28 protein-coding genes are annotated in these 26160 nt (G+C 46.1%); 8 read left to right on the top strand and 20 right to left on the bottom strand.

Annotated features, from left to right (window positions below; translation table 11 throughout):
* Positions 1-14 precede the first annotated feature (14 nt).
* Positions 15-2057 carry an oligopeptidase A gene (gene prlC, locus A6E01_RS00470; RefSeq protein ID WP_017029313.1) on the bottom strand — a complete coding sequence of 681 codons (2043 nt, stop codon included), beginning with the start codon at positions 2055-2057 and terminating at the stop codon, positions 15-17.
* A 116-nt stretch (positions 2058-2173) separates the two neighbouring features.
* Here prlC and A6E01_RS00465 point away from each other — a divergent pair, with 116 nt between their 5' ends.
* Both A6E01_RS00465 and gorA read left to right on the top strand, forming a co-directional pair.
* The gene (locus A6E01_RS00465) at positions 2174-3013 is read left to right on the top strand and encodes a 23S rRNA (adenine(2030)-N(6))-methyltransferase RlmJ (RefSeq protein ID WP_017029312.1); all 840 of its coding nucleotides are present in this window, start codon (positions 2174-2176) and stop codon (positions 3011-3013) included.
* Between the two features lie 47 nt (positions 3014-3060).
* Positions 3061-4416, top strand: a complete 1356-nt coding sequence (gene gorA, locus A6E01_RS00460) for a glutathione-disulfide reductase (RefSeq protein WP_017029311.1) — start codon at positions 3061-3063, stop codon at positions 4414-4416.
* A 48-nt stretch (positions 4417-4464) separates the two neighbouring features.
* Here the strand turns inward: gorA and A6E01_RS00455 are convergent, their stop codons facing one another.
* From A6E01_RS00455 to A6E01_RS00425, 7 genes are all read right to left on the bottom strand, one after another.
* Positions 4465-4878 carry a hypothetical protein gene (locus A6E01_RS00455; protein WP_017029310.1) on the bottom strand — a complete coding sequence of 138 codons (414 nt, stop codon included), beginning with the start codon at positions 4876-4878 and terminating at the stop codon, positions 4465-4467.
* A 173-nt stretch (positions 4879-5051) separates the two neighbouring features.
* Positions 5052-5990, bottom strand: a complete 939-nt coding sequence (locus A6E01_RS00450; protein ID WP_017029309.1) for an ABC transporter permease — start codon at positions 5988-5990, stop codon at positions 5052-5054.
* A 2-nt stretch (positions 5991-5992) separates the two neighbouring features.
* Positions 5993-6970, bottom strand: coding sequence for an ABC transporter permease (locus tag A6E01_RS00445; RefSeq protein WP_017029308.1), 978 nt, complete (start codon positions 6968-6970; stop codon positions 5993-5995).
* Between the two features lie 177 nt (positions 6971-7147).
* On the bottom strand, positions 7148-8701 hold the full coding sequence (locus A6E01_RS00440; protein WP_017029307.1) for an ABC transporter substrate-binding protein: 1554 nt from the start codon (positions 8699-8701) through the stop codon (positions 7148-7150).
* 81 nt (positions 8702-8782) lie between these two features.
* Positions 8783-10510, bottom strand: a complete 1728-nt coding sequence (locus tag A6E01_RS00435; RefSeq protein WP_017029306.1) for a dipeptide ABC transporter ATP-binding protein — start codon at positions 10508-10510, stop codon at positions 8783-8785.
* 594 nt (positions 10511-11104) lie between these two features.
* Positions 11105-11338, bottom strand: a complete 234-nt coding sequence (locus A6E01_RS00430) for a YecH family metal-binding protein (RefSeq protein ID WP_017029305.1) — start codon at positions 11336-11338, stop codon at positions 11105-11107.
* An 82-nt stretch (positions 11339-11420) separates the two neighbouring features.
* On the bottom strand, positions 11421-11786 hold the full coding sequence (locus tag A6E01_RS00425) for a hypothetical protein (RefSeq protein WP_050988793.1): 366 nt from the start codon (positions 11784-11786) through the stop codon (positions 11421-11423).
* Between the two features lie 318 nt (positions 11787-12104).
* Here A6E01_RS00425 and A6E01_RS00420 point away from each other — a divergent pair, with 318 nt between their 5' ends.
* On the top strand, positions 12105-12434 hold the full coding sequence (locus A6E01_RS00420; RefSeq protein WP_017033032.1) for a DUF2500 domain-containing protein: 330 nt from the start codon (positions 12105-12107) through the stop codon (positions 12432-12434).
* A gap of 50 nt (positions 12435-12484) precedes the next feature.
* Here the strand turns inward: A6E01_RS00420 and A6E01_RS00415 are convergent, their stop codons facing one another.
* From A6E01_RS00415 to rhtB, 6 genes are all read right to left on the bottom strand, one after another.
* Positions 12485-13498, bottom strand: a complete 1014-nt coding sequence (locus A6E01_RS00415; RefSeq protein ID WP_017029302.1) for an acyltransferase — start codon at positions 13496-13498, stop codon at positions 12485-12487.
* A 95-nt stretch (positions 13499-13593) separates the two neighbouring features.
* A complete protein-coding gene (gene arsJ / locus A6E01_RS00410; protein ID WP_065209348.1) occupies positions 13594-14799 on the bottom strand; it encodes an organoarsenical effux MFS transporter ArsJ in 1206 nt (401 codons plus the stop codon).
* A 74-nt stretch (positions 14800-14873) separates the two neighbouring features.
* The gene (locus A6E01_RS00405) at positions 14874-15371 is read right to left on the bottom strand and encodes a phosphatase domain-containing putative toxin (protein ID WP_017029300.1); all 498 of its coding nucleotides are present in this window, start codon (positions 15369-15371) and stop codon (positions 14874-14876) included.
* A gap of 53 nt (positions 15372-15424) precedes the next feature.
* Positions 15425-16432: an ArsJ-associated glyceraldehyde-3-phosphate dehydrogenase gene (locus A6E01_RS00400; protein ID WP_065209347.1), complete on the bottom strand. Its 1008-nt coding sequence runs from the start codon at positions 16430-16432 to the stop codon at positions 15425-15427.
* 48 nt (positions 16433-16480) lie between these two features.
* Positions 16481-16816 (bottom strand): metalloregulator ArsR/SmtB family transcription factor, encoded by a 336-nt coding sequence (locus tag A6E01_RS00395; RefSeq protein WP_017029298.1) that lies wholly within the window; start codon positions 16814-16816, stop codon positions 16481-16483.
* A gap of 172 nt (positions 16817-16988) precedes the next feature.
* On the bottom strand, positions 16989-17606 hold the full coding sequence (gene rhtB / locus A6E01_RS00390; RefSeq protein WP_017029297.1) for a homoserine/homoserine lactone efflux protein: 618 nt from the start codon (positions 17604-17606) through the stop codon (positions 16989-16991).
* Between the two features lie 69 nt (positions 17607-17675).
* Between rhtB and A6E01_RS00385 the strand changes: the two genes are divergently transcribed.
* The 4 genes from A6E01_RS00385 to A6E01_RS00370 all read left to right on the top strand — a co-directional run bounded on the left by A6E01_RS00385 (position 17676) and on the right by A6E01_RS00370 (position 21194).
* Positions 17676-18653: an alpha/beta fold hydrolase gene (locus A6E01_RS00385; protein WP_017029296.1), complete on the top strand. Its 978-nt coding sequence runs from the start codon at positions 17676-17678 to the stop codon at positions 18651-18653.
* 90 nt (positions 18654-18743) lie between these two features.
* The gene (locus A6E01_RS00380) at positions 18744-19571 is read left to right on the top strand and encodes a Cof-type HAD-IIB family hydrolase (protein WP_065209346.1); all 828 of its coding nucleotides are present in this window, start codon (positions 18744-18746) and stop codon (positions 19569-19571) included.
* Positions 19572-19605: 34 nt separating this feature from the next.
* A complete protein-coding gene (locus A6E01_RS00375; RefSeq protein WP_017033036.1) occupies positions 19606-20616 on the top strand; it encodes a COG3650 family protein in 1011 nt (336 codons plus the stop codon).
* Complete coding sequence (locus A6E01_RS00370; RefSeq protein WP_065209345.1) at positions 20613-21194, top strand: tRNA-uridine aminocarboxypropyltransferase; 582 nt, start codon at positions 20613-20615, stop codon at positions 21192-21194. Before A6E01_RS00375 ends, A6E01_RS00370 begins: the two co-directional genes overlap by 4 nt.
* Here the strand turns inward: A6E01_RS00370 and A6E01_RS00365 are convergent.
* Genes A6E01_RS00365 through lptM form a run of 6 tightly spaced genes read right to left on the bottom strand, consistent with a single transcriptional unit; the run spans position 21187 to position 25771 of the window.
* Entirely contained in the window at positions 21187-21903 is a 717-nt protein-coding gene (locus tag A6E01_RS00365) for an HAD-IA family hydrolase (protein WP_065209344.1), read from the bottom strand. The two genes, A6E01_RS00370 and A6E01_RS00365, sit on opposite strands and share 8 nt — an antisense overlap.
* Positions 21903-22823, bottom strand: a complete 921-nt coding sequence (gene xerC, locus A6E01_RS00360; protein ID WP_065209343.1) for a tyrosine recombinase XerC — start codon at positions 22821-22823, stop codon at positions 21903-21905. The genes A6E01_RS00365 and xerC overlap by 1 nt, the downstream gene beginning before the upstream one ends.
* On the bottom strand, positions 22804-23505 hold the full coding sequence (locus A6E01_RS00355) for a DUF484 family protein (protein WP_017029290.1): 702 nt from the start codon (positions 23503-23505) through the stop codon (positions 22804-22806). Before A6E01_RS00355 ends, xerC begins: the two co-directional genes overlap by 20 nt.
* A 24-nt stretch (positions 23506-23529) precedes the next feature.
* Positions 23530-24360 carry a diaminopimelate epimerase gene (gene dapF, locus A6E01_RS00350; RefSeq protein ID WP_017029289.1) on the bottom strand — a complete coding sequence of 277 codons (831 nt, stop codon included), beginning with the start codon at positions 24358-24360 and terminating at the stop codon, positions 23530-23532.
* Positions 24361-24369: 9 nt separating this feature from the next.
* Positions 24370-25623, bottom strand: coding sequence for a diaminopimelate decarboxylase (lysA, locus tag A6E01_RS00345; protein WP_017029288.1), 1254 nt, complete (start codon positions 25621-25623; stop codon positions 24370-24372).
* 22 nt (positions 25624-25645) lie between these two features.
* Complete coding sequence (gene lptM, locus A6E01_RS20860; RefSeq protein WP_017033040.1) at positions 25646-25771, bottom strand: LPS translocon maturation chaperone LptM; 126 nt, start codon at positions 25769-25771, stop codon at positions 25646-25648.
* A gap of 73 nt (positions 25772-25844) precedes the next feature.
* On the opposite strand from lptM, the gene cyaY reads away from it, so the two are divergent.
* Positions 25845-26159, top strand: a complete 315-nt coding sequence (cyaY, locus tag A6E01_RS00340; protein ID WP_017029287.1) for an iron donor protein CyaY — start codon at positions 25845-25847, stop codon at positions 26157-26159.
* Position 26160: the final 1 nt, after the last annotated feature.

Below are 26160 nucleotides of genomic sequence, written 5' to 3'. Positions count from 1 at the left end.
AGAGTTAACGAGGATTAAGCCCCGATACCTGCATGTCTTAGCAAGGCATCAATTTGCGGCTCACGACCACGGAAGCGCTTAAATAGCTCCATAGGTTCCTCACTGCCCCCCATCTCTAGGATGTTATTCAGGAAGCTTTGTCCTGTCTCTTTGTTGAAGATGCCCTCTTCTTCAAAACGAGAGTACGCATCCGCAGACAGCACTTCTGCCCACAGATAGCTGTAATAGCCCGCACTGTATCCACCGGCAAAGATATGACTAAATGCATGAGAGAAACGGTTCCACTCTAGGCTTGGTAATACTGCGACCTTTTGCTTAACTTCTGCCAAGGTTTCAAGCACTCGCGCGCCAATATCAGGATCAAACTCGGTGTGTAGAGTAAAATCAAACAGTCCAAACTCTAGCTGGCGCAGAATAAACATCGCCGACTGGAAGTTTTTCGCCGCTAGCATCTTATCCAGCATTTCTTTTGGTAGAGGCTCACCCGTTTCATAGTGACCTGAGATGAACGACAGCGCCTCTTCTTCCCAGCACCAGTTCTCTAGGAACTGACTTGGCAGTTCAACCGCATCCCATGGCACGCCATTGATGCCAGACACAGACGAAACATCAATCTGAGTAAGCATGTGGTGAATACCGTGGCCAAACTCATGGAATAGCGTCGTTACTTCGTTATGAGTAAACAGCGCAGGTTTATCCCCCACCGGCTTGTTAAAGTTACAAGTTAGGTAAGCCACTGGCGTTTCCAATTCACCCGATGACGTTGTGCGGCGCACGCGACACTCGTCCATCCAAGCACCACCACGCTTATGCTCTCGGGCATACAAGTCTAGGTAGAAACTGCCACGCAATTCGCCATCAATGGTCAAGATATCAAAGAAGCGCACTGACTCGTGCCAAACATCCACATCTTGTCGCTCTTTCACTTGCATGCCAAACACACGCTCAAGCACCTCAAATAGGCCAGAAACCACTTTGTTTTCTGGGAAGTAAGGGCGCAGGTCTTCGTCTGAAATACTGAACAGATTTTGCTTTTGTTTTTCGCTGTAGTAAGCGATATCCCAAAGGTTAAGTTCGGTGACACCAAATTCTTTTTCTGCAAACTGACGCAGCTCTTCTACTTCTTTCTCGCCCTGAGGCTTAGCCTTACTAGCAAGGTCATTTAAGAAGCCAAGTACCTGATCGGTGGTCTCTGCCATTTTAGTAGCAAGTGAGCGTTCACTATAAGTAGAGAAACCTAGCATGCGAGAGATCTCGTGGCGCAGTTTTAGCTGCTCAGCAATGATCTCAGTATTGTCCCACTTGCCCGCATTCGGTCCACGATCGGATGCACGAGTATTGTATGACTCATACATTTCTTTACGCAGTTCTTGATTGTCGCAGTAGGTTAAAACGGGAACGTAAGAAGGGATGTCTAGCGTAAGTAGGTAGCCCTCTAGCTCTTTTGCTTGTGCCGCCGCTTTGGCTGCTTCCAATGCCGATTCTGGCATGCCCGCAAGCTCATTCACGTCCTCAATGTGCTTACTCCACCCCATAGTGGCATCAAGTACATTGTTAGAAAACTTAGACCCAAGCTCAGACAGGCGCTTACTGATCTCACCATAGCGATGCTGCTCATCGGCTGGAAGACCAATGCCCGACAATTCAAAATCGCGCAGTGCGTCTTTGATGGTTTTCTTCTTCGCTTGGCTCAGACCGTCAAAGCTTGAGTCTGCTTTGATCGCTTTGTAAGCCTCATAAAGCCCCTTATGCTGACCTAACCATGTGCCGTATTCAGATAGCAGTGGCAAGCAGCTCTCATAGGCTTCACGAAGCTCCTCACTGTTGGCTACTGAGTTCAAATGACTCACTGGTGACCAAAGGCGTGAAAGAACTGAGTCCACTTCATCCAATGGCAAGCAGACGTTTTCCCAAGTTGGGTTGTCGTTATCTTTTAGAACGTCGTCTACCTTGTGTCGGCAATCCGCAATTGCCTTTTCCACAGCAGGTTTAACATGCTCTGGCTTGATCTCGGAGAAATGCGGTAAATCCGTAATATTGAGAAGCGGGTTAGACATAGAGGGTCCCTTTTATTTTCGTCTTATAAGAGTTTACATAGTGACGACTTATGCAAAATTCAATAGTCGAGTATAATGTGGATTAGTCCCATCACATACTCACTTGGGGAGTCACCTTGCTCAGCTACCGTCACAGTTTTCATGCTGGAAATCATGCCGATGTGGTTAAACACATTGTACAAAGTCTTATACTTGACGCCTTAAAGCAGAAAGACAAGCCTTTTGTCTATCACGACACTCATTCAGGTGTAGGCCGTTACGATCTGACCCATGAATGGTCAGAAAAAACCGGCGAATACAAACAAGGTATCGCGAAGCTTTGGCAGCAAGCTGATTTGCCTGAAGAATTAGAGAGCTACCTTGATTCAATTCGCACCCTCAATGAAGGTGATGAGCTGAGGTACTACCCTGGCTCTCCTCGCGTCGCTCGAGCTCAACTTCGTCGTGGTGATCGCATGGTGTTAACTGAGTTACACCCTAGCGACTTTCCCCTGCTAGAGCAGGAGTTCCACCGTGACCGCCAAGTTAAGATCTTTAAAGAAGATGGCTTCGCTCGCTTAAAGGGTAGCTTACCGCCAAGAGAGCGTCGTGGATTAGTACTTATTGATCCTCCGTACGAATTGGCTAAAGAATATCGCGATGTCGTACAAGCTATCGCACAAAGTTATAAGCGTTGGGCAACAGGTATTTACGCAATCTGGTACCCTGTAGTTAATCGCTATGATATCGACGATATGCTGAAGGGCTTACAAGGCCTTGGCATTCGCAAGATATTACAAATCGAAATGGGTGTATCGCCAGATACCAACGAAAGAGGCATGACAGCGTCAGGCATGATCATTGTCAATCCGCCTTGGAAACTTGAAAGCCAGATGCAAGCCATCTTGCCTGTATTAAAACAAGCGATTGCACCCGCAACAGGACATTTTAAGGTTGAATGGGTTGTACCCGAATAAATTCACCCAATATAACTAAAAAGACTACAAGGATTTTGGAGAACTCAATGGCAACTCATTTTGACTACATCTGTATTGGTGGCGGTAGTGGCGGTATTGCATCAGCTAACCGTGCATCTATGTATGGCGCTAAGGTCGCTCTCATCGAAGCGAAAGACCTTGGTGGCACCTGTGTAAACGTTGGCTGTGTGCCAAAGAAAGTAATGTGGCATGGCGCGCAAGTTGCTGAAGCTATTAACCTTTACGCAGAAGACTACGGCTTTGATGTAGACCTGAAAGACTTTCAGTGGTCAAAGCTTGTTGAAAACCGCCAAGCGTATATTGGCCGTATCCATCAGTCATATGACCGTGTTCTTGGTAACAATAAAGTGAATGTGATCAAGGGCTTTGCAAAGTTCGTTGACGAGAAAACCGTTGAGGTTGATGGTGAGCAATACACAGCTGATCACATCCTAATTGCAGTGGGTGGTCGTCCAACTATCCCTAACATCCCTGGTGCTGAGCATGGCATCGACTCAAATGGTTTCTTCGACCTAGAGGCGCAACCTAAGCGCGTGGCTGTGGTTGGCGCTGGCTACATTGCCGTTGAGATCGCAGGCGTACTGAGCGCCCTTGGCACACAAACAGACCTGTTTGTGCGTAAAGAGTCTCCGCTACGTAGCTTCGATCCAATGATCATAGAGACACTGACCGAAGTAATGGCAGCAGAAGGCCCAACGCTACATACTCACTCTGTACCAAAAGAAGTGGTAAAAGAAGCGGACGGCAGCCTAACCCTGCACCTAGAGAACGGCAACACCCACAACGTGGACGAGCTAATCTGGGCTATCGGTCGCCACCCTGCCACTGATGTGATCAATCTTAGCAACACTGGCGTTGCAACCAACGACCGTGGCTACATCAAGGTTGATGAGTACCAAGAGACTAATGTTAAAGGCATCTACTGTGTTGGCGACATCATGGAAGGCGGTATTGAGCTAACGCCTGTTGCGGTTAAAGCGGGTCGCCAATTATCTGAGCGTCTGTTTAACAACAAGACTGATGCGAAAATGGACTACGACCTAGTTCCAACCGTCGTCTTCAGCCACCCACCAATTGGCACTATTGGTCTGACTGAGCAAGAAGCGATTGAGCAGTACGGCAAAGAGAACGTGAAGGTTTACACCTCTGGCTTCACTGCTATGTACACAGCAGTCACCAAGCATCGTCAGCCATGTAAGATGAAGCTAGTCTGTGCGGGTGACAACGAAAAAGTAGTGGGTCTACACGGTATCGGCTTTACCGTTGATGAGATGATTCAGGGCTTCGCTGTAGCGATGAAGATGGGCGCAACCAAGGCAGACTTCGATTCTGTAGTGGCTATCCACCCTACTGGCTCGGAAGAGTTTGTTACCATGAGATAATTGCCAACTGCGGCAATATTAAAAAGGATGGCTTAGGCCATCCTTTTTTTATTTTTCGACTTCACGGATAAAGGACTTTTCAAACCCTTCAATGGTTCTAAGCTGTGTGACTTCAAGATTCACTTGTTCGAAATCATCATAAGGTCCAATTAAGCAGCGTCTGCCCTTTGATTCAGCTTTATTCCAGATAGAGGCAGAAACGTTAGGGTAAATCTGATTCACCTGATCTAGGGTGAGCTCTTCAGGAAAAAAGCCACACTGTATCCAAAAGGTCGACTTGTTGTATTGTGGCTTGGTTTTTCCCCACAACGATACACCTATTGGGCACTCCTCTCCCAGCAATGCGGGCTTATCAAAAGACTCTTGAGTAGCGGAGCACAAAAAATTGCCGGCCTGGACATTCACAGACGCAACTAGCCAAATAAACACTGAACACACTAGGGGTAACTTTATTAGCGTCATTTTGCTTATAACCCTCTAATTATATTAAAAACAATCACTTCCGAAAGACTAGTTGAGAGTAGGGTTATTCGCCAATAATTAGCAAGCTGTTGCGTATAGCCTTGTTCTGGCGCAATAAAAAACGCCTGACGAATTCACGTCAGGCGTTTGAGGATTTCTCGAATCGAGTTTAATTAACCCTTATACAATTTCGGGTTAAATACATCACGTAACCAGTCACCCAGTAGGTTGATAACCAATACCAAGGTTACTAGAACGATACCTGGGAAGGCTGTAATCCACCATGCACCAGAGAAGATGTAGTTAAAGCCTGTGCTGATCAACGCGCCCAGAGAAGGTTGGTCAACTGGTAGACCTAGGCCAAGGAACGACAGTGCCGCCTCAGACATGATTGCGTTCGCAATCTGTACCGTTGAGATAACCAAGATTGGTGATAGACAGTTAGGGAGAATGTGGCGGAACATGATGCGTGGTGCTTTAAAGCCCATCACGCGCGCCGCTTCTACGTATTCTTTCTTCTTCTCTGCCAGTACCGAAGCACGAATGGTACGCGCATACTGTGGCCATTCCGCCACACCAATGATCACGACCAGCATCACTACTGCGTATTCGCTATAGAAGGCACTGCCAAAGCTCGCCTTAAAGATGGCGGAAACAATAATCGCTACCATCATGGTTGAGAACGAAAGCTGAATATCGGCAAAGCGCATCAGGAAGCTATCAATGCGGCCACCGAAGTAACCCGCTGATAGACCGATAACGATACCCAGAATCAGCTGTAGGCCTACGGCTAGAAAACCGATTGTCAGTGACAGTCTTGAGCCATACAAGATCGTTGAGAATATATCACGGCCTTGCTCATCGGTACCTAAGACAAAGTGCGACTCACCACCTTCCATCCATGAAGGAGGAAGTTCTGAATCCATGATATCGATAGACATCAAGTCATAAGGGTCTGACGGCGCAATAATCGGTGCTGCTAGTGCTGCTACCAAGAAGCAAGCGAAGACGAAAGCACTGAACATAGCCACTTTGTCACGCAAGAAATAGTAAACGATATCCGAGTTTTTAAAACGCTCCCAGCGACCTGGAGCTTGTGTTGTCTGTTCCATGATTATGCTCCTTTACCAGTAATGTTCACGGTTGGGTTGATTAGGCCGTATAGCAAGTCAACGATGGTGTTAGTTACCACGAAAATCAGACCTACGAAGATTACGTAAGCTGTGATTAACGGTGTATCTACACGGTTGATCGCCTCAAGGAACAAGAATCCTGTGCCTGGCCATTGGAATACAGTCTCAGTAAGAATGGTGTATGCCACCATAGTACCAATCTGTACACCACCTACCGTTAATACCGGTAAAAGGGTATTTTTAAGTGCATGTTGATAATGAATTTTCTTCAGTGGTAGGCCTTTTGCCTTACCAAATTTGATGTATTCCGAGCTAAGCACTTCAAGCATTTCAGAGCGCACTAGACGAATGAACAGTGGAAGCATAATAGAAGCCAGTGAAACACACGGCAATATTAAGTGTTTAATGCCATCTACAGTGAAGAAGCCAGACTGCCACCCAAGTACGTTCGCTGTTTCGCCTCGACCGTAGGAAGGCAGCCACCCTAAGGTTATCGAGAAGATGTACATCAGCATGATTGCTGTTAGGAATACGGGTATAGAAATACCCACCGAGCTCATCGCCATGATGACCTTGGTAAAGAAACTTTTAGGATTTATAGCGGAATAAACGCCAAGCGGAATCGACAGCACAACAATAATGAGTGTGGCACCGAATACGAGCTCTAGAGTCGCAACCAGCTTGTCCAAGATAACGTCCACAGCTGGACGCTTAAAGAAATATGAAGTACCTAAATCACCCTGTACTGCTGCAGTAATAAAACGGGTATATTTAGTGACAAACGGGTCGTTCAGACCAAGGTCATCACGCAGCGCTTGACGCTCCGATTCAGATACCGACTGACCAACTAATTCACGTAAGGGATCACCAAGATTATCTTGGATAGCAAACGCCACCAAACTGATCACAAACATCACTACCAGTGCCTGATATAGGCGCTTGACTAGAAACGAAAACATTCCTTTGCCCCTTTTTTCCAATCTATCAAATTTTCAGCCTTAAAAATGGTACCTGACCCGACTGAAACAAGGCCAGGCACCGAAAACCGCATTACTGCGCTTTTAAAAGCGTTGCTCGTAGGCAACAGAGGCACACCGATTATTTCTAATGGGTGCCTTTATTCGTATTGCTACTTCTTACTTAACAACTAGGTCGCCAAAGTAAGGGAAGTTCATTGCGTTTACGATTGGTGTGATCTCAACGTTAGACTTTGCGCCCCACGCTAGGTTCTGCCAGTGTAGAGGAACGTATGCAGCGTCATCGTAAAGAGTCTTCTCTACTTGTTGCAGCATTTGTGCACGCTTCGCTGGATCAGTTTCTACGTTAGCCGCTTCAACTAGCTTGTCCATTTCAGGGTTCGAGTAGTGACCACAGTTGTACTGACCTTTACCTGTCTCTTCGTTACGAGTCATAGTTAGGAATTCAGAGAAGTTCGCTGAATCTTCAGTATCTGCGTGCCAGCCGATCATTAGCATGTCTGCTGCACACTTATCGAACTCAGGCCAGTATTGCGCTTTAGGCATAGTCTTCAGGTCAACACGAATGCCAATCTTAGCTAGCATTGCAGCCGCTGCTTGAGCGATTTTTGCATCGTTCACGTAACGGTTGTTTGGTGCGATCATAGTTAGAGAGAAGCCATCTTCATAACCCGCTTCTTTCATTAGCTCTTTCGCTTTCTTCAGATCGTAGCGAGGCTTAAGGTCTGCGTCATAACCCGCGTAACCTTCTGGACCTTGCTGACCAGCAGTTGTTGCAAAGCCTTTCATGATCTTCTTCGCAATACCGTCGTTGTTGATTGCGTATACGATAGCTTGACGAACACGAACGTCTTTAAGCGCAGGGTTGCTCTCTTGGTTCATTTGGAACGAAATTAGGCGAGTACCCGGTAGAGTCACTAGTTCAACATCTTTTGCTGATTCAACACGCTGATGGTCGTTCGGAGAAACTGGAGCAATCATGTCTACGCCGCCAGAAAGCAGAGCAGCAACACGAGTTGCGTCTTCTTTGATTGGCACTAGCGTTAGATTTTCAACGTTACCTTTTGACTCTGTATCCCAGTAGCCGTCAAAGCGTTTGAAGTCTACCTTCACGCCTTGCTCACGAGCGGTAACGATGAATGGACCCGTACCTGAAACGTTAGTAGAAGCAAAAGAGTTACCGTGCTTCACGATCTCAGACTTGTCTTTACCGTCTTCAGTTTTACCTGAGTAGAACTTGCTATCCATTGGGAAAATGTAGGTCGCAGTTTGTAGAACTAACGGGAAAGCGCCTTTGGATACAAGGTCAAACGTGTTTTCATCAACTTTAACAACCTTCTCAAACGGTGCGAAGATTGCTTTAAAGTCTGGAGAATTTTTCAAACGGTCGAAAGTCCAAACTACGTCGTCGGCAGTCAGTGTGTTACCTGAGTGGAATTTAACGCCTTCACGTAGAGTGAAACGCATTGTTGTATCATTTACGCGCTCCCACTTAGTTGCCAAGCGAGGTTCAAACGACAGATCCTGCTTATAACGTACCAATGGGTCAAATATCATGTGAGAAAGTTGAAGCGTACCACCAGATAGTTGCTCTTGTGGATCTAGAGATACTGGGTCAGCATCGTAAGCAACTTTGATGTCGGCAGCGGCAGCGCCAAAAGCAAGGCCAGCGGCTGCAAGTGCTACAGCCAATTTGGTCTTAATGGTTTTCATTGCATATCTCCTTCATGCGGGATGGAATCCCTATATTGTGTTTGCTGTGTATTTTGCTCAGTGAGCTTATTGCTTAGTGTCCTAAGCTAATTCTTTCTCTTCAGTAATGCCTTCGCGCAAGCCCTTGAACTCTGGCATTAATGAAACTAAATGTTGGCTGTACTCATGTTGCGGAGACTTAAACAGCTGTTCAGTCGGTGCAACCTCTAACAGAGTACCTTTTTGCATCACGCCAATACGGTCACACATCTGACGAATAACCGGCAAATCGTGACTGATAAATAGCATGGTGAGATTCAACTCATCCTGAAGGTCTTTCAGAAGGTTTAGAATCTGAGCCTGCACTGAAACGTCCAGTGCCGATGTTGGTTCATCACAAATCAATAAACGAGGACGTGTCGCCAAAGCACGTGCAATTGAAATACGCTGACGCTGGCCACCTGAGAATTCATGTGGGTATTTCACTGCAGCCATGCGACCTAGACCAACATGGTCCAGTAGATCGTGAACGATCTGACGAGTTTCATTCTCGTTTGCTGTCAGTTTATGGAAGCGAATAGGTTCTGCGATGATGTCGAAGATCTTCATACGCGGGTTCATCGATGTATATGGGTTCTGGAACACCATCTGCATCTGGCGACGCATTGGGCGGCGCTCTTTTTCGCTCTTCAGGCCAGTTAGGTCAATCCCCTCAAAGGTTACCTTACCCGCATCGGGTGCATATAGACCGGCAATAACACGCGCTATGGTGGATTTACCTGAACCAGACTCACCTACCAAACCAAAGGTTTCCCCTTCGAATACTTCAAAGCTGACATTATCTGATGCCTGCACGTATTCTCTGCGGCTTTCAAATAAAGAGTCTTTGGTAATGAAGCGTAGGTCTACGTTCTCAACATTCAGCAATGGACCTGTGTATTCACGCTCGTCTTGGCTTTGACCCAACCAGTGATTCTTCACATCTAAAGGCTGATGTTCTGCAGCTTCTTCGATGTAACTCACCAATGGGAATCGATCTAGCTTCACATCTGAACGAGGTACAGCAGAGATTAGACTGCGCGTATATGGATGGTCAGGCGCACCCAATACCTTGCTTGTTGGTCCAAATTCAACGAGATCACCGCGATACATTACTGCTACGCGATCAGTGACGTTTGATACAACCCCCATGTCATGAGTTACTAGCATACAGCCTACATTTTGCTGAATACACAGGTCACGAATCAGGGTTAGGATTTGGTCTTGAATAGATACGTCCAACGCCGTGGTTGGCTCATCCGCAATGATAAGATCCGGCTCACCCGCAAGCGCTATTGCAATAACAACACGCTGGCGCATACCACCAGAGAACTGATGTGGATACTGTTTCAAACGGTTTTCAGGCTGTGGAATACCCACTTTGTTCATCAGGTCCAAAGAGCGTTTATACGCCTCTTCATCAGAAACCTTCATATTGGCATGAATGGTTTCTTTAAGCTGCTGCTCAACGGTAAACAAAGGGTTTAGTGACGTCATTGGGTCCTGAAAGATAAATCCAATCTTTGAACCGCGTACCTGACGCATTTGCTCTGGAGATAAACCAGAGACTTTTTCTCCATCAAGGAAAACTTCGCCACCAGCAATCACACCTGGAGGACTTAAAAGATCAATAACGGCATTACCGACTGTGGATTTACCCGCGCCAGATTCACCAACAACGCCGACGATTTCGCCGCGCTCAATATTGAAAGAAAGAGATTTTACTGCTGCGTGAACACCGTGTCTTGACGGGTACTCAATGCGAAGATTTTTTACTTCTAATAACGACATTACCAGACCTCTACTGCTGGACAGTTTTCTGCCTTGTCTGCAAATTGAATCCATTCGAAATGAACGTGACTGATTTGATATCCAGTCTGCGCCTTTTATCGGCGTCTTCGTCCAAAACACAACGATAAATATTGTGTTCGATGCACAATTTGGCAAAAAAGACACACAAAAGCAACATTTAAAGGATAAAAGTTGGCTTTATAGCTGAATAAAAGATGAACTGATGCATGAGTAGCCGATCTAGGTGAATAAAAAGTCACCCAAAGGCAGGGGAGATTGATAAAAGCAACGCTTACACCTTATCCGCAAAGGGATTGTAAGTGTAAGGCCATACAATAGAGGGCTTTAGCAACGAAATGTACGCATTTTTATGCTTGGATAATTCAAAAACCAATTAAGCATAAAAGCTCAACAGAACACCATTATGCAACCATAAACACCACAAAAATCACATCAATAGCACATTTAACACCAATTGAGCGCATATAAATAGCACGATAGTAAGGTTACCCCAACTTAAAATGTTACAAAATTATGAACAAAAAAGGCTCCATCATAGGAGCCTTAAAAAAGTCGTAAAATACTTCACTTAAATCAGTTATGAGAGCAGATATTCGGCTCGTTTACTCTGAATTTATCGTTATCTAGAAGAATTTTTTCTCTAGATACAAAAAAATCTAAAATAGAATCAAAATCGAAGCCTTCTTTGCTGCAAGTACGAAATTGAGTCTGCTCACCAAATTCAGATGCAACCCACTGGCGCAATTCTGCTTTCGACATTGGTTGTTCTCGAAGCTGATTTAATATTTTATGTGCATGTACGGACATACTGAACTCCTAAATTTTAAAATCAGACTTTACCGAGTGAGAAAAGAAAGACATTGTTACAAGTCAAAGTACATCCTGTCATTTATAGATGTACGCTAAATTCTGCCCAGTTGGCGTAGTAGAACAAAGCAGCGGCTAATGTAAGAAGGGTCATCAATGCAATAGCAACGCCCCAAATAAAGCGCCCGCTACGGGGAGTCAGTTCTTTCTCACATTCATTACATGCCTGAAGAAATTGTTTACGATCTTCTAATTTGAAGCCGTCTTCATGAAGCATCTTATTGCGGATAGTGGCGACATAGCGCAATTTCGCAATAACATCATGAGGCAAGCGCTCTTCACTGTCTGTGATGAGTTGATGTAGGCCTCGGCCACTCGCGTGAAAGCGCGTGCGTAAAAGCCCCTCTATACGCCTTGTGCGTGTTACCACTTGATCAATATCGGACATATCCATACTCCCGTCCAAACGTCTGCTTATGCAGAAGACTCCGTCCATGAATCTTCTCTTAGCCATTTTTTACTATTCTGTCATTAAAATCGAGCAAGTCGGCTAATTATTGAACCTAAATCAAGTTTAGCAGGATTAAACCACTCGTCTCTCTATAAATCAGACCTTTATGGTCCATTCCGGTTCAGCATTGTTATGTGATCAAAGCGCCATTTTTACGACATCTCTTGCATCTAGATCACGCAATATCACTAATTGTGCATGTATAAAGTCACTGAAGGCTACACTTTTCCACCAATAGATCTCAAGGGTGACCCTATGCCAACATCTCTGTTCTTTTTGGTTGCAATTCTTGTTGCTACTGCCGCTGTCGCATTCAAATATGTGTTTAGTAAACATGTGCAAGGGATTGGTGCTATCGAACAAAAAGCCAAGGTCACTATCATTGATAAGCAAGCTGTAGATTTACCCGATGCGCAGCCTGGTGAAGAAGATAAGGAATATTGGATCTACGTTCAAAAAGGACGATTTGGTCCAAAGCGTGAGTTTCAAGTTGGCATCCACTATTACCACGCGCTACTGCCTGGTCACCAAGGCGAATTAACCTACCAGGGTGATAAGTTCATGCATTTTGCGATGAAGAGATAACATCTATTAGGGCTTAACTCGATGCTTACTGAGTTAAGCTCATCTGTATCTTAAGGCAATAACCAAGCGGTTTTGCTTGAACGAGAGACCAACCAACTCGCAAAGAGCGACGCCCCACCACTGATCACAATCCAAAGCGGTATCACCCATCCTGGATGCCCTTGATACCAACCAAACTCTTTCATTGGCCAAAGGAAGATAGGGTGCAAAATGTAGATGCCCAGACTATGCGTACTGATAAAGCCAACGACCTTGTTTGCTCCTGCCGAAAGCCCCTCGCCAAAATAGCGACATACCATAAACACCATACTGGCAGCTAACACGGTATTCAGTGTTTTATAGGATAGCCAGCGACCAAAGGCATACTTATCCGCCTCCATACTTAGGTGCACTACCTCATAGATAGTTGCAGCAAATGCCGCTACACCAAGCAGTACAAAGATACTTACATTGGTCTTAGTCAATGGGATTTTTTGGTACAGGATATAGCCTAACGGCAGCAAACCAGAATAGAGCCACATTTGGCTACTCCATACTCCATCGATGCGGAATAAGAATAACGCAGTGGTAAATAACCACAGTCCCGTCAGAGCATACAAAGCCTTGTCATCGTAGCGACGAACAAATATCTGTAAGAACGGAATCACAAAATAAAGCGGGATGAAGTAGTAAAAGAAGCCAAGGTGGTAATAGGTCGCATGGTCTAATCCCTCAAACAATACCTTCTGTGCATTATTGGCATCAAAGCCACTGGCGCTCCAACCAGAAAGGTAGGCGTAGAAAATAGACCAAATAATGAAGGGAACCAGTACCTTACCGAGACGTCGCTTCACATAATACTGGAAGTCAAAAGGCCTACGATCGCTCAGCATCAAAGCGCCAGAGATGAGAATAAAGACGGGAACGGCCCAGCGACTGATACTGTTTATGCTGATTGCGGTAAACCACTCATCGAATGGAATCACGCCGTACTGATGTCGATATGGAGCCAACACATGTATCGCGATCACGGCAATAGCAGCCACGCATCGAGCGAGATCGAAAAACAGTACCCTTTGTCTCATTAGAACCTATTCCTTTATTTATGCTACTGCCATCATAGCAATAAAAAAGCTGGCCAAGGAAACCCTGCCAGCTTTTTTGTTGTTTTTTAAAGCAATTATGCGTGTCGAGGTAGCTTAATCGAGATAATGCTCGCCAGCAACAAGAAGGCAAACGAGACCCAAAGACAGGCAGCTAAACCCGCCATTTGGAAGACCCATCCAGAGAGAACGGTACCTATCAGGCGCCCCATGGCATTGGCCATATAGTAAAAGCCTACATCCATCGACACCCCATCACCCTTGGCATAGCTGACGATAAGATAAGAGTGAAGAGAGGAGTTAACCGCAAAGATAGCCCCGAAGATAAGAAGACCCACCACGATAACCAACTCTGGTTGCCAGCCTATCTGCACCCCATAAGCGATGGCACCTGTCACTACGGTTAACAATATCGCCCATAGAAGCGCCGCCTTTCCGTCTGGCACTTTTCCTTGCGCCTTACCGGTAATACCAGGCGCAAACCCCTGCACAAAGCCATAAGCGATAACCCAAAGCGCAAGGAAGCCACCGACCATAGAGTGATTCCAGCCAAAGACACTGCCAAGATAGATAGGCAGTGCGACCACAAACCATACATCTCTAGCGCCAAACAAGAACATACGCGCCGCTGAAAGCACGTTGATGCTTTCAGACTTTGAGAACAAGTGCTTGAATTTAGGCTTGCTCTTGGCTTTGCCCATATCGCTTTCTAGCCAAACAAGACTGCCCACCAAAACAAAGAATAGAACCGCAGCCATAGCCAGCACAGAGCCTTGGAAGCCCAGTGTGGATAGCAGCACACCACCTAAGAAGAAGCCGGCACCCTTGAGGGCATTCTTTGAACCCGTCAGAATCGCGACCCACTTGTATAGCGCGCCTTGTCTTTCATCTGGGACAAGGGTCTTGATAGCGCTCTTAGCACTCATCTTATTAAGGTCTTTGGCGATACCAGAGAGAGCCTGAGCGGCCATCACCCACGGAATGGTCAGCCATACTTGAGGCACCGCTAGCATAGCCAAGGCAAAAATCTGCATCGCCAACCCCACATTCATGGTGCGATTCAAGCCAAGTCTTGCCCCTAACCAGCCACCAACAAGGTTGGTCACCACTCCAAAGAACTCGTAGAACAAAAATAGAGACGCAATAGCTAAGCTGCTGTATCCAAGGTCATAGAAATACAGCACCACCAGCATACGCAGGGCGCCATCTGTCAGGGTAAAGTTCCAGTAGTTAAATGTCACCAGCATGTACTGGCGAACGCTTTTATCTAGAGTCGATAACATAGGAGTGGTCCGAGAAAATCTCATTGGGTATCAGCGTGCCTCTAGTAAAGACACGCTAGTATCAGCCTTTTTAATTAGCGATTTTGTGCAAGTGCTTCAACGTAGTTGATTTGCACAGGCTTGCTGAATGCGCCAGGGCGAAGAGCCTTAACCTCAGTCACAATCTTCGGTAGAGGCCAATCCAATTCAAGTAGAAGGTTCGCAGCCAATAAACCAGTGCGGCCTGAGCCACCCATGCAATGCATTGCGATTTTTCCGCCTTGCTTAACAATCTCGTGAAGCTCAGGGCTTGCCGCTTTCCACTGCTGTGCAAAATCAGCTTCTGGAGCGCAGTCATCTTCAATAGGAAGGTGGAACCACTTTAGACCTAAAGCTGTTGCTTTTTCGCCTAGCTCGCCGACGTTTTTGCCTGCCATTTCTTCACTGTTGATTGCAGTAACGATTGCCACAACACCTTGCTCTTTCAGTTGAGCCAGAGATTCATCAAGACCTAGCTCTTTGGTGCCCGGACAAGGCGTTAGAACCAAAGCTGCGCCGTGATCAATAGAAAGTTCCCAAGTAGGATGCGTCATTAATTTTTCCTCAAAACGAAGGCATGCAGATGCATGCCCTTTAAACGAATAATTTATTTGTCTGCTAGACCAACAGTGCGTACAAGCTCAGCGGTACGTGTTGCGTAGCCCATCTCATTGTCGTACCAAGCATAAATCTTCAGCATACGAGAGCCGACAAGCATAGTAGACATACCATCAACGATAGTAGAGCGTTGGTCACCCTTGTAATCGATAGAAACCAATGGGCGTTCTTCAAAGCCAAGAATGCCTTTAAGTTCATTCTCTGATGCTTCTTTCAGTAGAGCATTAACTTCTTCTACTGTGGTATCGCGCTTAACGTCAAAAATGATGTCCGTTAGCGAAGCGTTCGCTAGTGGAACACGCACAGCGTGGCCGTTGATCTTGTCTTTCAACTCAGGGAAGATTTCAACGATTGCCGTTGCTGAACCCGTGGTTGTTGGAATAAGGCTCATACCACATGCACGAGCACGACGTAGGTCTTTGTGTGGAGCATCAAGGATGGTTTGAGTATTTGTTAGATCGTGAATAGTGGTAAATGCCGCCTGCTCAATGCCTAACTTCTCATGAATTACCTTAACGACAGGAGCAATACAGTTAGTCGTACATGATGCTGCAGTCACGATCTTGTGGATAGCTGGGTCAAAGATTTCATCGTTCACACCAACAACGATGTTAGCAATGCCCTCTTCTTTCACTGGTGCCGAAACGACGACTCGTTTAACACCTTGGTCTAGGTATTTATTTAGGAATGCAGTCTTGCGATGCACGCCCGTCGCTTCAATCACAACATCACAGCCAGACCAGTCAATTGCGTCGATATCGCGCTCTTGTGTCGTTTTCACCAATTGACCATCGATGATCATATTGCTGCCATCGACAGACACTTCGTGGTGCCAGCGACCTTGCACTGAATCAAACTCCAGCAGATGAGCCAGTGTCTTTGTATCGCCCGCTACATCATTGATCTGAACAAACTCAACCTCAGGCCAGTCGAATGAAGCTCTTAAAGCCAAACGGCCAATACGACCAAAACCATTGATACCGATCTTAATAGTCATCTTTTTTTCCTTTCTTCTCATGCAGAGTGAGGTTATTGAAATTTACGCTTACGCACAGGACATATCGCCTATGTGTACTAATCTTTGTATGTCTTGCTGGTATTGCTCTTTCAAACAGTTGGAGTCTCTTAAGCCATCCACTATTTTTTGAGCCCATCCAGGAAGCTCAGTTGATACATGGTAGTAAACCCACTGACCGCGTCGCTCATCAACCAAAATGCCAGACTGACGCATTTGGGCTAAGTGACGAGAGATCTTAGGTTGGCTTTCTTGTAGCGCCTGCGTTAATTCACAGACACACAGTGCCCCTTCACGCGCAATCAGCAGCAGGCTTCGCAATCGTGTTTCATCTGAAAGCAATTTAAAGAATTGATGAGGCAACATAAGCACAACCAAATAACCATATATGAATATCCGTATATGTTAGTCAAAAAAAAGACACCGACAAGTAAAACTTACCGATGTCATCAAATCTTCACAATTAAATACCGCTTGTCTTAGCTATACCAATCCACTCAGTATTTAGACATAGCGCAGCTATTGAGTGCGATGCGTATTAGCTTTTCGCTGCCGCAAGTAGCATCCCACAACCGACAAACATAGAACCAAACACCTTATTCAGCTTACCAATGACTTTATCAGAGCGAATAAAGCGCCCCATCTGTGCCGCCAATCCGGTATAACCGAGCATGACCACACCATCAATCACAATCGTAGTTACGCCTAGAATCAACAATTGTGGCATCTGAGGCATACTAGGATTGATGAACTGAGGAAACAACGCCACCAAGAACACGATCGATTTTGGGTTAGTGAGATTGATAAAAATCGCCTGCTTCAGCAAGGTCGTACTTGAGACCTGCTCGTGGCTTTCTACGACCTTAAAGCCTTTACTATCGCGCCACTTCTGAATACCAAGAAAAATGAGATAGGCAACCCCGACCCATTTAATCACGCTGAACGCAACCGCCGACTTAGCCACCAGCGCACCAATACCTGCACCGACCAGGATAATATGAAACGCCAACCCTAGTTGAAGACCAATAATCGCTGACAACGACTTTCGCATACCAAAGTTAATGCCATTGGCGATAGAGTTTACCGTGCCTGAGCCTGGTGCCAGGCTGAAAATGATGGCGGTTGCAACGTATGCCAACCAAATTTTTAACTCCATATTGGTACCTATATTCACTGTCATTCTAGGATGTTATGCTGTTTGTAACGTGAACAGGGAACAAATGCAATGTCAAATAACGCGATTGATATCTGTACTCAAGAACACGACTATGAGTATCAGATGAAATATCCAATAAGCAGCTTTTGGAACAACCGGCAGCAGGGATATGTCGAGGGTAAAGAGAATAAAAAACTGTATTGGATAAGCCTTACCTCTCCTGCTCATAGCAAGGCAATATTGATGGTAAACGGTCGCACAGAAAGCGTTTGTCGTTATCAAGAGCTGTTTTACGATCTATTCAAGCAAGGCTTTGATATCTATTCCTTTGATCACAGAGGTCAAGGTATGTCTGAGCGACTGCTAGATGATCATGATATGGGTCATGTGGAAGACTTCCAAGACTACATTGATGACCTCGATGTTATCGTTAAGCAGTTTGACTTTAATCGCTATAGTCGACGTTTTATTCTGGCCCATTCGATGGGCGGCGCCATCTCAACACGCTATATTCAAACACATCACTCTCAGCCTTTTCATGCTATTGCTCTTTGCGCCCCAATGTTTGGCATCAATATGCCCTCTCCTTTGCGAGCTATTGCTAAGCCTCTTTGCAAAACCTTAATTCGTTGGAAGAAGCATCCTCATTATGCTCCAGGGCAAACCAGTTACCAAAGAGCCCCCTTTGAGGGTAACACCCTGAGTCACTGCAAGATTAGGTTTGAATGGTCAGCCGATCTGTTCGATTCAGTAAAAGAGATCCAAATGGGCGGGCCAACATCACAATGGGTATGGCAGGCAATTCTTGGAGCCGAGCAATGCGTCAAGCATGCACAAGAAGTCAATATCCCATTACTGTTGGTTCAGCCAGCGTTAGATACCGTTGTCGACAATAAGGCACAAAACCAATTTATTGCTCAGCTTAGCCGAGCACGTCAAGATGCTATTTTGGTGCCTGTTGCTGACGCAAAGCACGAGATCCTAGTAGAAAAAGATTCGCCAAGAAACCAAGCTCTCGACGCCATATTGGGCTTCTTTGAGCAGTAAAAAAAGGAAAAGGGGAAACGCAGGTTTACCCTCTTTCTTCCCCTATTATTATCGTAATATGAACCTGCTTCTGAAAATAAGAGAAAGGGTATGACCTTGAACAACACTGCTTTTGAACACATTTCTATTGTCGCTTCCGATTTGGATGGCACACTTTTGGCCCCCGACCACCAGCTATCTGAGTTTACCAAGCAGACGCTAAAGCAATTACATGAACAAGGTTATACCTTTATTTTCGCGACTGGTCGTCATCATGTTGATGTGGCTTACATTCGTGAAACCGCAGGAATTCCGGCGTACATGATCACCTCCAATGGTGCTCGCGTCCATGACATCAACGACAACCTAATGTACAGCCAAGATGTTAATCCTGAACTCGTACAGGACATTGTCGATATCATTCGCCAAGACCCTGACATCATCGTGCACATCTACCAAGATGAGAAGTGGTGGGTCAATCAAACCGATGAGCAATTGCTCTCTTTCAGCAAGTTATCTGGATTCTCTTTTGACGTCTTTGATGACAGCAACGCACCAAAAGACGGCATCGCTAAGATCTTCTTTACACACAAGAGTCACGATCATCTTGCATCATTTGAAGATAAGCTGAACCAAAAGTTTGGCGATGAGTTGAACATCGCTTTCTCTACGCCTTGGTGTTTAGAGGTGATGCAAGGCAATGTCTCTAAAGGACATGCATTGCAAGCCGTAGCAAAGACTCTCGGCAAGGAGCTCTCACACTGCATCGCTTTTGGTGATGGGATGAATGACGCAGAAATGCTGTCTATGGTCGGTATGGGCAAAGTAATGCAAACCTCTCACCCTAAAGTGAAAGCGGCACTACCGGATAATGAAGTTATTGGTAGCCATGAAGATGACGCTGTGGCTCACTATCTGGTTGAACACCTGCTAAGATAGGCATTAAATTCATCGCCTTACAGCAGGCTAGATAATGAAAAAATGCGCTCTATTTTCTATTGTTAGCTCTCTAGTTTTGCTCGGTTGCAGTAGCACCGAGCCTCAATCTTCCGCCAATCAAGACGAGGCCCTCACTTCCGTTGAGCTCGCCCCGAACAAACAAGCACCTGCTCGCGTTCTTTTAAGAGGGCAGGTTATTGTTGGTCACGAATCTCGTACCATCCAGCCTTGTAATAGCAATGCCACCTACTGGCTCGATCTTCCTGAGCCCGTTCGCAATATTGCCGAATCAATGACAACTGAGCCCTACCAACCTATGTATGCAGAGGTATTTGGTTATTTTGAGCCAGCAACTACTGGCTTCGCCGAAGAATTTGGTAGCCAATTTGTTGTCACTGAATTCAATATCATCACAGCCGAGAATCCTAATCGCTGTGAGCAACCAACTCGCGATGCACGCGCCTTCGGCAATGAGCCTTCTTGGTCTGCTGCTATCACTGACAATGCCATTACCCTTACCCAATTAGGTAAAGATACGCTGGTTCTGCCAGTGGTAAACCTAGAGCAAGAAACTACTGGGACACGCTACGATCATACTCAGGGAACGCTTGAGATTAACAATAAGGTCTGTCGCGATACTATGAGCGACTCCATCTACGGTTGGAGCGCAAAGCTAACGACAAAAGACGAAACCTACGTTGGATGCAGCACCGATTCAAACGAATCTATCGACCTGTCTGCCGGGGAATATTCTCAATCCATCGATGGCTCTACCAACCTGACCTTGTCTTTACATCCAGACCATCAGGCACAGACTCGCTATTCTTACACCGATGGCAGTGATGATGTGGTCGAAAGCGGCTACTGGCAAACCCTAGAAAGTGGATTGCTACAAGTCACATCGGTTACCTATCAAGGGCAGAAAATCATTGCGACGCGTGAGTTTGAGCTAAAGGGCAATACCCTCACAACAGAGCATGAAACCATCAACGGTGCGACTTACCCATTAACCAATGGTGGGTTGAGCCTCAAGAAAGCTCAATGATGCCTTGTTCCAATTGCGGGTTTACTCACAACTGTCTCTGTGAGCAATTACCACAGTTTGATGATTCCATTCAGGTGGCACTGCTGTGCCACCCTAACGAGCTGAAAAGAGAAACCAATACAGGAAAGATACTCCTTTGGAGCTTACCTGGGGTTCAACAGTTTGAATGGAGCAGAAAAGAGCCACCAGCCGATTTATTGGTACTGATAGAGCAACACCCAAAGCCTGTGCTGCTGTTCCCAAGTGAGCAAAGCCTGCCCATTGCGCAGAACACTGCAGACAAAGAGCCTAGGCTATACATAGTACTAGATGCGACCTGGCAAGAAGCTAAGAAAATGTGGCGGCAGAGCCCTTGGCTACAAGCGCTTTCTCAATACCACCTTCTGCCTGCTAGTAATTCAAACTACAGCTTGAGAAGAAATCAGAGCGATGGAAACCTATGTACCTGTGAGGTGGGGTCAGAACTAATGAAGTTGGAGGGTTTAAACGAACAAGCTAATGAATTGAACCACTTCTTACAGTTGTATCTTCAAGTCTTTCAAGCGGATCGCAGCGGGCACGCCCTTAAGCCTAAATAAAGTGAAGTAACTGCTCGATTCGATTAATCTCTACATCTGGCATCACCTTGGTCTTCGTCTGTGATTCGATACCTTTAGCGGTATCATTGAACCAAGCTGCCTGAAACCCCGCCGCCTTAGCGCCAAGTACATCGCTTACGAGATGATCGCCTACATGCAAAATGGAAGACGCTGGAATGTTGAGTAACTCTGTGGCTCGCAGAAACATGTCGGCGCTAGGCTTGGCATCACCATCAGGCCCAGCCTTAAGAGTGTGACTAAAATAGCCTTGTAGACCGATACGCTCAAGATCCACATTGCCGTTGGTGATAGCAACCAGAGGAAGCTTAGCTGTGATAGCTTTTAGGGTGCTGTGCGTTTCTTCAGGGATCTGCACACGGTTACGCAATAGCGTCACCTGATGCATAGTATCTTGAATAGCTTGCGTCTGACTCTCACCAATAATGCCAATACTAGCGAAGGCATAGCTAAGCTGAGTCTCTCTGGCAATGGTCACATCATTGCGGCAACGTTCATTGCTTTGCAGTGCTTGTCGCTTTAACCCTCGCCAATGGTCGTCAGTAAATTGTCCTAGGCTAGGAAAAGCATCGATCAACCAACTACGTAGGTCTCGTTCTAGACGCCTAATCACCGGATGATTGTCATACAAGGTGTCATCAAGATCGAAGGTCATTGCATGCACAGGATCTAGGCTTCGAAAAAAACGCATTAAGACTCCGATTTCTTTTTCGCTCTAGGGTGAGCCTTGTCATAGGCTTGAGCTAGATGTTGAAAGTCCAAGTGCGTATACACTTGCGTAGTGGATAGGCTCTCATGACCCAGCATCTCCTGCACCGCACGCAGGTTTCCGCTCGATTCTAAAATGTGAGTGGCAAAGGAATGTCTTAGCTTATGGGGGGTGACATGGCTAGACACCCCCTGCTTAATGCCCCACTCAGACAGACGCTTTTGCACATTTCTATGCGAAATACGAGTGCCCCTCTTAGAGATAAACAAGGCTTCATCTTCTGCTTTAAGCAGAGCTGGACGCTCCTTCAGCCATAGCTGAATCCAGCGCTTCGCCTCACCACTAAAGGGAACAATGCGCTCTTTATCGCCCTTACCAATTACGCGAATTTCACCACGATCGCTTTGCACATCTCTTATATTGAGCTGAATCAGCTCAGATAGACGCATTCCAGTACCGTACATCAGTTCCATAATGGCTCTATCTCGTATGGCCAGAGGATCATCCATATCGATATCCAATAGCTGTCCTGTTTCATCAACATCGAGGTTTTTCGGCAGTCGTTTATGATTTCTGGGGGTGCTGACACCCTTGGCTGGATTGGCCGTTAGCTCACCTTTAAGCACTAGGTAGTCCAAAAAGCTGCGCAAGCAAGAGAGCCTTGTCGCTAAGCTATTGGGCTTTAGTCCCTCGCGAGCGCCTTTGGCAGCAATCTGCCTTACCCACGCAATATCGAGCTGCTGCCACCCCTCAACGCCAAAGCTCACTAGCTGCTCTGCAATGATGGATAGCTGTCTTTGATAGTTACTCTGGGTGTGTTCGCTCATTCCTCTCTCATTGTGAAGATAAGCAATGAACGAATCGATCCAAGCCTGAAAGGCTTTAGGTGTTGGATTGGGCATGTAGCGTTTGAACCTTCTGCCACTCTAGATGATAAAGTTGGTGTGCTATAACCATAGCGAGATGACTCAAGTATAGGGTATCTTGGCTTGGCTGGAAGCGCCCGCCATCTTCACTACAAAAGCATAGAAACCCTTCTAAGTAAGGGTGCTCAAATGAAATAACCGCATAGGAGCCCAGTTCAGATACAGGGGTTCCTTTAGAGAAAATCAGCTCACGATCACTGCGCTTAAGTCGCCCCAGATAAGCACCTCTATCTGCGATATTTTTAGCCTTAAAACGAGACCAGTTCTCTTTGCTGATACTCATTTGCGAGCTAACGTGCCCAACGACACCCACCACGACCTTAAGATCCATCTCTCGAGCCTTGTGCTCAATAGCGCTGATCACCTTCTCACCGGAGTTCGCCATTAATGAGCGTCGTTCCAGCTCTATAAAATGGCGAAAAATTCGGTCGTTGCGACCCACTAGAGCCAACAACTCATCTTTCTCAGACTCAATCGTCTGCATCTGCTGACGCTGACGCCTCAGTTGCAGCTCAAATAAAGAAACTGCACCCTCTTGTTGGTGAGGGATGCTTAATGAATCGACGAGATACTCCCTTCCTTCAAAGAAGTCAGGGTTATCCATCAAGAACTGCTCTACATCTGTTGCGGTAAGAAACGCTTTTACCGTTGAGTCCAAAACTAATCCTTATTCAGCAAACAATTAACAGCTAATCTGTCCATCAAATACATGCGTAGCACTGCCCGTCATGTATAACGGTTCGCCTGGGCCTGCCCATTCGACCGTTAGCTTACCGCCCGTGAGTTGAACCTCCACAGATTCATCTAATGAGCCTTGCAAAATACCAACCGCAACTGCCGCACAAGCACCGCTTCCGCAAGCTTGAGTTTCACCAGCACCGCGCTCGTAGACTCTAAGAGCAATATTGTTCCTATCGACAATTTGCATAAACCCGGCGTTAACTCGCTCAGGGAAGCGTTCATGAGACTCAAGCAGTGGCCCTAATTCTTCAACCTTGGCTGTTGCGACATCATCGACAACCGTCACCACATGAGGGTTACCCATGCTGACGGAGCCACAAAACAGGGTGTGTTGGCCCACTCTTAAGATGTAGGTTTTCTCTTTTTGCTTAGCTTTAAATGGGATCTTACTTGGTTCAAGCTCAGGAACGCCCATGTTCACTCGAACCAAATCGCCTTCGGTAAGCTTAAGGACCATTTTGCCTTTCTTGGTACTCACACGAATGCTGTATTTATTGGTTAAGCCTTTCATCGCCACAAACCGTGCAAAGCAACGTGCGCCATTACCACACTGCTCTACCTCTGAGCCATCAGAGTTAAAAATGCGGTAGTGAAAGTCTGTTTCTGGATCATATGGCGCTTCAACCACCAACAATTGATCGAAGCCCACGCCCGTATGGCGATCAGCAAGACGTCGAATCAATTCTGGCGAAAAGAATATATTTTGAGTAATGCAGTCAACGACCATAAAGTCGTTGCCTAGTCCGTGCATTTTAGAGAAATGGAAATGCATTCTGTTCAATTACTCCGGTAATGTGCTTTCTAGCTGCCATAAGCTTTCAACGCTCTCACGTTGACGAATGAGGTGTAGCATATCGCCATCCACCATAATCTCGGCAACACGTGGGCGAGAGTTATAGTTTGAGGACATAGTAAACCCATAAGCCCCAGCAGAGCGCACTGCTAGGAGATCGCCTTGTTCTAGCACAAGGTTGCGATCTTTACCCAAGAAGTCTCCTGTTTCGCATACAGGGCCAACCAGGTCATAAGTCGTTGGCTCACCTTCTCTTGGTAGCAAAGGCACAATATCTTGCCACGCTTGATATAGCGCCGGACGCATAAGGTCATTCATTGCTGCATCAATAATAGCGAAGTTTTTGTGTTCAGTATGCTTCAGGAATTCAACCTTGGTCAGCAGCACACCTGCGTTAGCCGCGATCGCTCGACCCGGTTCAAAAATCAATTCGATATTAGGGTGGTTATGTAAACGAGCCAGTAATGCTTTTGCATAGTCCGAAGGCTGAGGAGGCATTTCATCACGATAAACCACGCCCAAGCCACCACCTACATCAAGGTGCTTAATATTGATGCCCTGTGCTTTCAGGTTATCAATCAAGCCAAGAAGGCGATCGACTGCATCGATAAAAGGGTCGAGGTCGGTTAACTGAGAACCGATGTGGCAATCAATCCCAACAACATTCAGATGAGGCATCTGCTGAGCGAGTTGATACACACGCGGTGCTTGATCAAAAGCGATACCAAATTTGTTATCACGTAAGCCCGTTGAGATGTATGGGTGAGTCTTAGCATCAACGTCAGGGTTAATACGCAGAGAAACGGGGGCTTGTGTGCCACACTCTCCTGCCACCTGATTAATGCGTTCCAATTCAGGCTCTGACTCTACATTGAAGCATTTAATATTAAGCTCAAGCGCTCGCTTGATCTCTTCAGCCGTTTTACCCACGCCCGAAAATACCACTTTCGATGGATCGCCACCGGCGGCAACAACACGCTCAAGCTCACCTAGTGACACAATATCAAAGCCTGAACCCAATCTTGCCAACGCATTCAATACGCCCAGATTAGAGTTGGCTTTAACTGCATAACAAACCAAGTGAGGAAAATCACCAACGGACTGATCGAAAGCATTCCAGTGACGCTCTAAGGTAGCGCGAGAATATACGTAAGTTGGAGTACCAAATTGTTGTGCAACCTGGGTCAGGGGAACCCCTTCAGCCCAAAGCTGACCATCTTCCTGATAATTAAAATAATCCAAGATTTTTTCCTTTCTTCAATAACTACTGCGCGGGCTGCTCAGGTGTTTCTTGACCTGCATCGTTCGGCATATACAAAGGGCCTGTTTGACCGCAGCCGGCCAAAAGTAGTGTCGAACCCAAACACAATAGCGAGATAATTTTTTTCATGATGATGTTGGTGATATATTTGACCTTGCCTCTATAATCGCACCACCATTAAGAAAAGCAATAGGAACTATGCATGAAGGACAGTGAGTTTCACCAATTGGCTGATGAGCAACTAACAAATATTGAGCAAGCGATAGAAGATTCTGGCGCTGATATCGATTTTGAAACATCGGGCAACGTGATGACATTAGAGTTTGAAGACCGCACTCAAATCATCATCAATAAGCAAGAGCCAATGCGTGAGATCTGGTTAGCCTCTAAATCGGGCGGATATCATTTTTCTATGCAAGAGGGTGCTTGGATCTGCTCTAAGACAGGCTTTGAGCTAATGGCGTTGGTTAAAGCGGAATGCGAAAAGCAAGCGGGCGAAGAGATAGACTGGGTATAAA

It is taken from the genome of Vibrio breoganii (genome assembly GCF_001677275.1).
Taxonomy (GTDB): domain Bacteria; phylum Pseudomonadota; class Gammaproteobacteria; order Enterobacterales; family Vibrionaceae; genus Vibrio; species Vibrio breoganii.
Note: the sequence above shows the minus strand (reverse complement) of the source record. Positions and strands in the feature narration are given on the sequence as shown.

Excerpts from the sequence above, each read along its gene's own strand:
- A6E01_RS00445 (WP_017029308.1), bottom strand. The coding sequence starts at position 6,970 with ATGTTTTCGTTTCTAGTCAAGCGCCTATATCAGGCACTGGTAGTGATG.
- cyaY (WP_017029287.1), top strand. The coding sequence starts at position 25,845 with ATGAAGGACAGTGAGTTTCACCAATTGGCTGATGAGCAACTAACAAAT.
- A6E01_RS00385 (WP_017029296.1), top strand. The coding sequence starts at position 17,676 with ATGTCAAATAACGCGATTGATATCTGTACTCAAGAACACGACTATGAG.
- A6E01_RS00430 (WP_017029305.1), bottom strand. The coding sequence starts at position 11,338 with ATGTCCGTACATGCACATAAAATATTAAATCAGCTTCGAGAACAACCA.
- A6E01_RS00415 (WP_017029302.1), bottom strand. The coding sequence starts at position 13,498 with ATGAGACAAAGGGTACTGTTTTTCGATCTCGCTCGATGCGTGGCTGCT.
- A6E01_RS00425 (WP_050988793.1), bottom strand. The coding sequence starts at position 11,786 with ATGTCCGATATTGATCAAGTGGTAACACGCACAAGGCGTATAGAGGGG.
- A6E01_RS00455 (WP_017029310.1), bottom strand. The coding sequence starts at position 4,878 with ATGACGCTAATAAAGTTACCCCTAGTGTGTTCAGTGTTTATTTGGCTA.
- A6E01_RS00375 (WP_017033036.1), top strand. The coding sequence starts at position 19,606 with ATGAAAAAATGCGCTCTATTTTCTATTGTTAGCTCTCTAGTTTTGCTC.
- dapF (WP_017029289.1), bottom strand. The coding sequence starts at position 24,360 with ATGCATTTCCATTTCTCTAAAATGCACGGACTAGGCAACGACTTTATG.
- lptM (WP_017033040.1), bottom strand. The coding sequence starts at position 25,771 with ATGAAAAAAATTATCTCGCTATTGTGTTTGGGTTCGACACTACTTTTG.
- A6E01_RS00435 (WP_017029306.1), bottom strand. The coding sequence starts at position 10,510 with ATGTCGTTATTAGAAGTAAAAAATCTTCGCATTGAGTACCCGTCAAGA.
- A6E01_RS00420 (WP_017033032.1), top strand. The coding sequence starts at position 12,105 with ATGCCAACATCTCTGTTCTTTTTGGTTGCAATTCTTGTTGCTACTGCC.
- gorA (WP_017029311.1), top strand. The coding sequence starts at position 3,061 with ATGGCAACTCATTTTGACTACATCTGTATTGGTGGCGGTAGTGGCGGT.
- A6E01_RS00370 (WP_065209345.1), top strand. The coding sequence starts at position 20,613 with ATGATGCCTTGTTCCAATTGCGGGTTTACTCACAACTGTCTCTGTGAG.
- arsJ (WP_065209348.1), bottom strand. The coding sequence starts at position 14,799 with ATGTTATCGACTCTAGATAAAAGCGTTCGCCAGTACATGCTGGTGACA.
- A6E01_RS00380 (WP_065209346.1), top strand. The coding sequence starts at position 18,744 with ATGACCTTGAACAACACTGCTTTTGAACACATTTCTATTGTCGCTTCC.
- xerC (WP_065209343.1), bottom strand. The coding sequence starts at position 22,823 with ATGCCCAATCCAACACCTAAAGCCTTTCAGGCTTGGATCGATTCGTTC.
- prlC (WP_017029313.1), bottom strand. The coding sequence starts at position 2,057 with ATGTCTAACCCGCTTCTCAATATTACGGATTTACCGCATTTCTCCGAG.
- A6E01_RS00405 (WP_017029300.1), bottom strand. The coding sequence starts at position 15,371 with ATGACGCATCCTACTTGGGAACTTTCTATTGATCACGGCGCAGCTTTG.
- A6E01_RS00400 (WP_065209347.1), bottom strand. The coding sequence starts at position 16,432 with ATGACTATTAAGATCGGTATCAATGGTTTTGGTCGTATTGGCCGTTTG.
- A6E01_RS00395 (WP_017029298.1), bottom strand. The coding sequence starts at position 16,816 with ATGTTGCCTCATCAATTCTTTAAATTGCTTTCAGATGAAACACGATTG.
- A6E01_RS00365 (WP_065209344.1), bottom strand. The coding sequence starts at position 21,903 with ATGCGTTTTTTTCGAAGCCTAGATCCTGTGCATGCAATGACCTTCGAT.
- A6E01_RS00440 (WP_017029307.1), bottom strand. The coding sequence starts at position 8,701 with ATGAAAACCATTAAGACCAAATTGGCTGTAGCACTTGCAGCCGCTGGC.
- rhtB (WP_017029297.1), bottom strand. The coding sequence starts at position 17,606 with ATGGAGTTAAAAATTTGGTTGGCATACGTTGCAACCGCCATCATTTTC.
- A6E01_RS00450 (WP_017029309.1), bottom strand. The coding sequence starts at position 5,990 with ATGGAACAGACAACACAAGCTCCAGGTCGCTGGGAGCGTTTTAAAAAC.